We start from the raw sequence: 7,658 nt of genomic DNA, 5'->3' as shown, positions 1-7,658 counted from the left end.
CAGTGGCTGGCCAGCTGCCTGCAAACAGCAGGCAGGCCAGGCTTCCACTATCTGTATCTGCCGCAACTGGACAGCCTGATGCACCGCCAAGGCACGCAAAGCCAGGCGGTCCGCACGCTGTTCGCGCAGATTGACCAGGGATTTGCCAGCCTGGCAGCCATTGCCGACCAAGCGGATTGCGCCTTGTTGGCCACGGCTGATCATGGTTTTGTCGATACGCCAGTTGAGCGGCAGATCAGCCTGGACGAGGCTTTCCCCGCGCTCTATGCCATGCTGGCCCAACCCTTGTCCGGCGAACGCCGGGCGGTGTTTTGCCATCTCCGGCCCGGCCTGCAGGAGCGCTTCATCAGCCTGGCACAACAGCAAATAGGCCACGCCTGCTGGGTGATCGAAAGTGAAAGGCTGCTGGCTGGCGGCGCATTCGGTCCCGGACCGCAGCATCCGCAACTGGCACAGCGGATTGGTGAGGTTTGCCTGCTGGCCAAGGAGGACTGGAGCATTCGCGATACGCTGCCTCAGGAGAAACCGCTCTATCTGCCCGGTCAGCATGGCGGCGTGACCGCAGCGGAAATGAGCGTGCCGCTCATCCTGCGTCTACCCCGGAAGGATTAGGGCGCATTCTGCCTGCGGCGAATGGCACAGGCAGAATGGCCAACGCACAATGGGGCATGACAAAGCCAAACCTTCCCCTGGTCTATGCCTGCTCCGGCTGCTCCAGTGCCGCGCAGATGGCCAATGATCTGGCCCTGCGACTGGACCGCGCAGGATTGGCCGAGATGTCCTGCATCGCCGGTGTCGGCGGCGGTGTGCCCGCACTGGTCAGGCTGGCACAATCCGGCCGCCCGGTGCTGGCCCTGGATGGTTGCCGACTGGCCTGCGTCCAGGCCTGCCTGCAACGGGTCGAGGTCACGGCAGACCACACGCTGTTGCTGTCAGAGCTGGGCGTGATCAAACGCAAGCATCAGGCTTATGCCGCTCAGCAGGCCGAGGAAATCTGGCCCATGCTCAGCGCCCTTGCCATCAGCCTGGCCAAAGCACCATCAGAATAAGCCGCTTTGTTGCTGTTGCTGCTGCAGGCTGGCCAGTTCGTCGGCAAACTGCTGTTCCAGCTCGCGCAATTGCTGGCGATTGACATGTACCGGCATGATGGCACGGGAGACCGGCTGCAACTGCCCCAGTACCACGTGTTCGAAGCTGAGCGCGGTTACATCGTCGGCGTCCGGCCGCTCATGGCGTACGCCCATGCGGTTCAGATAGATGGTTTCCGCCTCGATGCGGAAAAACGTGGCCGGCTGTTCCAGCACCTGGCACACCACATCCAGTATGCCCCCCAGTTCGGCCAGGCTGGCCAGCGGCTGCAACTGCTGCTGCAGCGCGGCCTCCCGCTGGCGCAAGCCTGCTTCATCCGCAGGCAGGCTGGCCGCACCGGAGGAGACATTGCCGGTCGCATCAATCACCTTGCCGCCGCCACGCGAAAGCGTCAGCAGTTTCAGTTGCACCTGCTCCAGCTCGCTTTGCAAGTCCAGCCGCATCTGCTGCATCAGCCGCAGACGTCGGCCAATGACGGCCACCAGCACCGCCAGCCCGCGCTGAATGACATTCTGTTGCAGGTCGTCCTGATTGGCCGCGGGGTCCATCAAGCGGTGCTGATCAAAGCTGACCACCAGCTGTGCCACATCGCTGCGTATTTCACCATTGTGCTCGGTCATGCCAAAACGGGCCGTTTCGCTGCGGCTCATGCTCATCATGGCCCAGGCATCGTCCCCCTTGCTGGCGGACAGGAAGAAGTCTGCCAGTGCGGCACTACTCTTGAGAAACAACAACAGGCTGAGCGGGCTGGAAAACAGCAGGCCCAGCCGCCGGTCAGTCGCAAAGCCACGCAAGGACAGTTCGAGTGGTTCGATGCGCTGCCAGGGCAGGCTCTCCAGATAAGCCAGCGAACACTGCATTCCGGGCAACATGCGTTGCTGATAGCCAGACAACAGGCGCAACCGGGCATCACTGCCATCCACTACGGTTTCAATGGCCTGCAATAAAGTGGCCTTGCGCTGGCGGGACGCCGGATCCAGCGCCAGTTTTTGCCATAGCCAATCAAACATCAGCAGACTCCCTTCACAACGGATTGCAGGCCGGATCAGCGCCTGCAGTACCTGATTAACATCATGCTCCCGCACCTGGAGGATTGTTGGCGGCCCGGCGCCGGCTCAAGGTCGCGCCAGGTGACCTGGGACAAGGCGAAACCGGCCGCCAACAAGTGGGAAAGCGAGGTTGACATCGGACAAATGGGTATTCCACGGGCGTTTTTAACGCAGGCCCCCCATGGCGACCCAATCCAGCAGCCAGGGAAAAGGTGCTTAGGCAAAAGGGGGGAATAAACGGCAATGGCAAGCGGAAAACCAGCCAGCCCCAGAGCGCAGGCCGAGCGGAACACCCTGATACAGCATGCCCGGATTTTACCGTTCCGCGGTAGCGCAGCATCAAACTTGTGGCGAATTGCCTTGCAAAATGTCTTGCAAAGCCGCCAGCGTCTGCACCGCAAACACCACCGGCAGCACATGGGTGCCGCCGTCGATGGTAATCAGCGGCGCATCCAGCAAGAGCGCCAGGCGCTGACCAATATCCAGCGGGAAAATCTCGTCCTGCGAACCCCAGATCACGGCAACCGGCATCGCCAATGGCTGGGAAAAGCGCTCAAGATGCTGCTCCTGCCGGGTGGCCAGTTCCTGCATCAGCGCCCGCAACTGTGGTGCGCGGTCACGGTAATAGAATTGCCAGACGTCCTTCAGCAAAAACTGCGGTGCGCGGGCCAGCGGGCTGCCCACCATCGCCATCATGCGTGCCACGCCTTGCGGATCGGCCGGAACGAACAGCTGCTCGGCCGACGCCACCCGCGCACGGGCCAGCAAGTCCTGCTGGTCTTCCGGGGTATACACCATGCCGGGCGAGGCCATGATCACCAGCTGTGATACCTGCTGCGGCAAGCGCCGCGCCAGCTCCAGCGCGACAAAGCCGCCATAGGACAAACCCACCAGTTGCACCGGACCGGCAATGCGCGCGCGGATCAGCGCCTCCAGTGCATCGGCCTGTGCCATCAGCGAAGGCGCGCTGGCTGCATGGCTGCGACCGAACCACAGCAAGTCTGGCACCAGCACATGGTGGCGCCGGATCAAGCCGGCCATGACCCGCCCCCAACTGGCCGGACCATCGCCGCCAAAACCATGAATCAGCAACACACTGCTGCCCTGCCCGCCCTCCAGGAAGGCCAGCTCGCCCTGCTCCAGCCGCAATCGGCGGCTGCGAAAACCGGCCAGCCGCAAATAGGCCCGGACCATGTACTGACCGGTAGCCGAAGGGAAACAGCAGGCCAGCAGCACAGCGGCCAGCACCAATAGCAAGGGAATGAGATAGGCGTTCATGGCAGTGATCATGTCACGCCCGCCTTACAAAACCAAGTCAGCCGCCACCATGCAAAACGGCGACCATCGGTCGCCGTGTTTGTCCGCCACAAACTACCGCTCAGAACATCTCGTCGTCGCGCAGGTAACGCCATTGCCCGGTCGGCAGATTGCCCAGCTTGATAGTGCCAATGCGGATACGCTTCAGCCCCACCACGCGCAACCCCACCAGCTCGCACATGCGGCGAATCTGCCGCTTCTTGCCTTCGCGCAGGATGAAGCGCAGCTGGTCTTCGTTCTGCCAGCTCACCTCCGCCGGCTTCAGCGCTTCGCCATCCAGCGACAGGCCATGATTGAGCAGGGCCAGGCCACGCTCGTCCAGCTCCCCGGTCACACGCACCAGGTATTCCTTTTCCACCGTCGAATTCTCGCCGATGATGTGCTTGGCAACACGACCATCCTGCGTCAGTACCAACAGGCCGACCGAATCGATATCCAGCCGCCCGGCCGGCGCCAGGCCACGCAAATGCGCCGGAATGAAACGTTTCTTGCTCGGGTCTTCCGCCCAGTGATTGTCGGGCTTCACCAGCGTCACCGCCGGTTGATAACCCTTTTCTGCCTGGCCGGAGACATAGCCCATCGGCTTGTTCAGCAGAATGGTGACACGGGAAGATTGCGCATCCTGCGCCTTCTTCAGTACTTCGATGGTGTTGTGCGGCAGCACTTTCTGGCCAAGCACGGCCACTTCGCCGTCTACCTTGACCCAGCCTTGCTCGATATAGCTGTCCGCCTCGCGACGGGAACAGATGCCCAGCTCGGCCATACGCTTGGAAAGGCGCACGGGTTCCATTGGATAATCCTGTAATAAAAAAAGCGGGTAGCGCCGGGTGCCATGCCGCCACGGGCCAGTCCCGTCCGCTGCATGCCGCCATCGGCACAGCCGCTGTTGATCTGCCGCCATTGTAGGGGATAGACCGCCGACTGACCATGATTTACGCGGATTCAGACTGCCACAGCCGTGACAGCACCCTGGTGGTGAGCGCATTGCAACAGCAATGCATGCTGAACAACAGAACAAGCGGGAATGGTGGCAGACAAGAAAATGCCCGGTGAGTCGGGGAGGATTCACCGGGCCGAGCTATAGCCAATACTGAAGAGGAACAAAAGCCAGAGGTACTTCAACAACAAACAAAAAGAAGGTTGGCAGGTACTGCAGGAGATCCAATAAGTACGGGCACTGCCAACAAAGCTAACTTTAGTCGCTGGCTACACTTTTAACCATCCGTAAAAATCCGTAGTCAAAACCACATCACTTGGCGACCGACAGTGTTGTCGGCTGACGAGCCGCAGCCGCGCCACGGCTGAGCGAACCCAGCAAAATGCCGGAAAAAATGGCGGCCAGCCCCGCCACATGATACCAACGCAAATCCTCGCCCAACAGCAGGATGGACTGCAGCGCACCAAAAGCCGGCATCAGATAGAGAAAACCAGCCGCCTTGGCAGCCCCGACCTGGGCAATGGCGCGGTTATACATCAGGAAAGCCAGCACCGACGGGAAAATGCCCAGATACAGCAAGCAGCCCATGGTCGGAGCAGACAGCAGGTGAAAGCCGCCGGCCTGCCAGGTTTCCATCACAAAAGCCGGCAGCAGCAGCACTTCGCCCACCAGCAACAGCACCATCATCATCACCAGCGGGTCCAGTCCTGGCAGCAGAGTGCGCAGGCCCAGCGTATACACCGCCCAGCACAGCCCGGCGGCCAGTACCAGCAAATCACCACTGCTGAACTGGAAATGGCTCATGCCCAGCAGATTGCCTTTCAGTACGATCAGCAAGGCCCCGGCCAGCGCCAGCCCCATGCCGGCCCACTGACGCCGGCGCAAACGCTGGCGGAAATACAGGGATCCCAGCACCAACACCATCATCGGTGTGGCACTATTGAGAATGACGGCATTGGTGGCGGTGGTGCTACGCACGGCAACGTAGACCAGTGTATTGGTCAGCCCGATACCGAATACACCCAGTAACAGCAGCTTTTGCCACTGCTGCCGCAGCAGCGGCCAGGCGCGGGCCAGCCGTGGCAGCCCGACAGGCAACAGACACAGCAAGGCAATGGCCCAGCGGCCGAAGGCCAAGCCGAAAGGACCGATCTGGCCATGAATGGCGCGGGCAATGACAAAATTGGTGGACCACAGCAGCATGGTCAGCACCAGCAGCAGATAGGCGGTGCGGGAAGACGGGGAGCCGGAACTGGACATGATGAGGCAGCGCAATGAGTGAAGTCAGAAATTCTACCCAAGCCCACTCACATACAATTGCCAATTAAGCATGAAATAAAACAAATCACGCCTAATTTATCATTATTGCTGAGATTTTATTTCACTTAAACAAACAAACACGCAATCAGCAAGCAGCGGACTGCTTTGAAACATTCATCAGAGCTGATTATGCTGAGCAAATTGCATGACAGGTCATCGCCATGGCTTTTTTCCCTGAATACGAAAACCACGATGGCATCGCGCTGGCCGCCCTGCTGGCCAGGGGCGAGATCAGCCAGGCCGATCTGCTGCGCGCCGCTCAGGAACGAATGGACCGGTACAATCCGGCGCTCAATGCCGTGCTGCTGCGCCTGGATGCACAAGCCGCTTGTCAGCCGCTACGCGCAGGCGCCAGCCCCCTGGCCGGCCTGCCGATACTGATCAAGGACCTGCAGGCAGACATCGAGGGCTGCCCTACCCGCAGTGGTAGCAGACTGTTTCAGCACCATGTCGCCACACAAGATAGCGAACTGATCCGCCGATATCGCCAGGCCGGGCTGATTTTCGCCGGCAAGACCACCACGCCGGAGTTTGGTCTTTACCCCTATACCGAATCCAGGCTCAGCGGTGCCACCCGCAACCCCTGGGATAGCAGCCGTACCTGCGGCGGCTCCAGTGGCGGTTCGGCCGCTGCGGTGGCCAGTGGCATGGTGGCGATTGCCCATGGTGGCGACGGCGGGGGCTCCATCCGCATCCCCGCCTCCAATTGCGGCCTGTTCGGCCTGAAGCCCAGCCGCGGTCGCTCCCCCTGCGGCCCCCAGCTGTCGGAGCTATGGCAGGGCTATGCCAGCGAGCACGCGCTGACCCGCAGCGTGCGTGACAGCGCCGCCATGCTGGACATCCTCTGCCAGGGCTTTGACGCGGGCGATGCCTATCACTGCCCGCCGCCAGCCACCTCTTTTCTGGCCAGCCTGCAACAGCCTGTCGGCAAACTGCGCATTGCCTTTACCCGCCAGCCGTTTCTGGGCGGCACACTGCATGCAGATGGTGAAGCCGCACTCAGTCACAGCTTGCACTTGCTGCACGGGCTGGGCCATGAGGTGGAAGAAGCCCACCCGCCACTGGGCAGTGCCGATGAAATGTGTCACGCCATGCTGGTGATGATTTGCGGCGAGCTGGCCTGCCTGATTCGCAACAGCCAGCGGCTATGCGGACGCAGGGCGGATTTCCGCCTGATGGAGGCTGACAGCTGGACCCTGGCCCGCTACGGCGAACTGCTGTCGGCAGGGGAATGTGCCTGGATGCGAGACTTTGCCTTGCGCCAGGGCCGCATCATGCAGGCATTCCATCAACGCTACGATGTGCTGGTGACGCCGGTACTGAACCAGCCACCGGCTGCCATCGGCGCACTGGCCACCTCGCGCTTTGAACAATGCCTGTCCACCCTGTTGCTGGGTCATCTGGGCTGGGACTGGACCTTGAAACTGAGCCGTCTGGTGCCCGAGCATTCACGCAAGCTGATGGAGTACATCGGCTGGACCATTCCCTTTAATATGAGCGGCCAGCCAGCGATGAGCGTGCCCCTGTTCTGGAATGAGGCCAAACTGCCCATCGGCACCCAGATGGTGGCAGCTTATGGCAAGGAGGCGCTGCTGCTGCAGCTGGCAGCGCAACTGGAACAGGCGCAGCCCTGGTTCCAGCGCCGCCCGCCCTTGAGCCAGGGCTAGCCTGCGGCCGGGCGCAACCACGCCGGCTGCGCCGCCAGCGCCGCCGCTATCTCGCGGCTCAAGCCATCCAGCAAGTCCTGCTGCGCCGCCACCAATCCCGCCTGCCCGCTGCCGGACGCCGCCTGATGCTGGCGGTAATACCCTTGCAGCACGGCCTCAGCGCTGCCCGGACGCGTGATGCGCCAGGCCGCCGCCAGCGTCGCCCCCTCGCCCGCCTCCAGCCGGAAGCTCCGTACATCCACGGCCACATGCAGCGCCGCCCGTCCCAGGCTCAGTTGT

General features: G+C 61.8%; 8 protein-coding genes. 3 read left to right on the top strand and 5 right to left on the bottom strand.

The window, feature by feature from the left end:
• Both JHD64_RS20555 and JHD64_RS20550 read left to right on the top strand, forming a co-directional pair.
• A partial coding sequence (locus JHD64_RS20555) for an alkaline phosphatase family protein (protein WP_199055401.1) occupies window positions 1-612 on the top strand: 612 nt, incomplete at its 5' end.
• Between the two features lie 56 nt (window positions 613-668).
• Entirely contained in the window at window positions 669-1,049 is a 381-nt protein-coding gene (locus tag JHD64_RS20550) for a putative zinc-binding protein (protein ID WP_199055392.1), read from the top strand.
• Here the strand turns inward: JHD64_RS20550 and JHD64_RS20545 are convergent.
• The 4 genes from JHD64_RS20545 to JHD64_RS20530 form a co-directional block, all read right to left on the bottom strand.
• Complete coding sequence (locus JHD64_RS20545) at window positions 1,041-2,099, bottom strand: hypothetical protein (protein ID WP_059285074.1); 1,059 nt, start codon at window positions 2,097-2,099, stop codon at window positions 1,041-1,043. The genes JHD64_RS20550 and JHD64_RS20545 overlap by 9 nt on opposite strands.
• A 378-nt stretch (window positions 2,100-2,477) precedes the next feature.
• Window positions 2,478-3,416, bottom strand: coding sequence for an alpha/beta fold hydrolase (locus tag JHD64_RS20540; protein ID WP_199055390.1), 939 nt, complete (start codon window positions 3,414-3,416; stop codon window positions 2,478-2,480).
• Between the two features lie 100 nt (window positions 3,417-3,516).
• The gene (locus tag JHD64_RS20535) at window positions 3,517-4,245 is read right to left on the bottom strand and encodes a pseudouridine synthase (RefSeq protein WP_059285072.1); all 729 of its coding nucleotides are present in this window, start codon (window positions 4,243-4,245) and stop codon (window positions 3,517-3,519) included.
• A 459-nt stretch (window positions 4,246-4,704) separates the two neighbouring features.
• On the bottom strand, window positions 4,705-5,652 hold the full coding sequence (locus JHD64_RS20530; protein WP_199055388.1) for a DMT family transporter: 948 nt from the start codon (window positions 5,650-5,652) through the stop codon (window positions 4,705-4,707).
• Between the two features lie 221 nt (window positions 5,653-5,873).
• Between JHD64_RS20530 and JHD64_RS20525 the strand changes: the two genes are divergently transcribed.
• Entirely contained in the window at window positions 5,874-7,379 is a 1,506-nt protein-coding gene (locus JHD64_RS20525) for an amidase (protein WP_199055387.1), read from the top strand.
• On the opposite strand, the gene JHD64_RS20520 is transcribed toward JHD64_RS20525, so the two are convergent.
• Window positions 7,376-7,658: ABC-type transport auxiliary lipoprotein family protein (locus tag JHD64_RS20520; protein WP_199055386.1), on the bottom strand; the 283-nt coding region annotated here is incomplete at its 5' end. The genes JHD64_RS20525 and JHD64_RS20520 overlap by 4 nt on opposite strands.

Source organism: Aquitalea sp. ASV15 (assembly GCF_016429115.1).
Classification (GTDB): Bacteria; Pseudomonadota; Gammaproteobacteria; order Burkholderiales; family Chromobacteriaceae; genus Aquitalea; species Aquitalea magnusonii.
This window is presented reverse-complemented; position numbering and strand designations above follow the sequence as displayed.

What these genes read in the sequence shown, in the direction of transcription:
- JHD64_RS20535 (WP_059285072.1), bottom strand. Translation starts at nt 4,245, where the DNA reads ATGGAACCCGTGCGCCTTTCCAAGCGTATGGCCGAGCTGGGCATCTGT.
- JHD64_RS20540 (WP_199055390.1), bottom strand. Translation starts at nt 3,416, where the DNA reads ATGAACGCCTATCTCATTCCCTTGCTATTGGTGCTGGCCGCTGTGCTG.
- JHD64_RS20530 (WP_199055388.1), bottom strand. Translation starts at nt 5,652, where the DNA reads ATGTCCAGTTCCGGCTCCCCGTCTTCCCGCACCGCCTATCTGCTGCTG.
- JHD64_RS20525 (WP_199055387.1), top strand. Translation starts at nt 5,874, where the DNA reads ATGGCTTTTTTCCCTGAATACGAAAACCACGATGGCATCGCGCTGGCC.
- JHD64_RS20550 (WP_199055392.1), top strand. Translation starts at nt 669, where the DNA reads ATGACAAAGCCAAACCTTCCCCTGGTCTATGCCTGCTCCGGCTGCTCC.
- JHD64_RS20545 (WP_059285074.1), bottom strand. Translation starts at nt 2,099, where the DNA reads ATGTTTGATTGGCTATGGCAAAAACTGGCGCTGGATCCGGCGTCCCGC.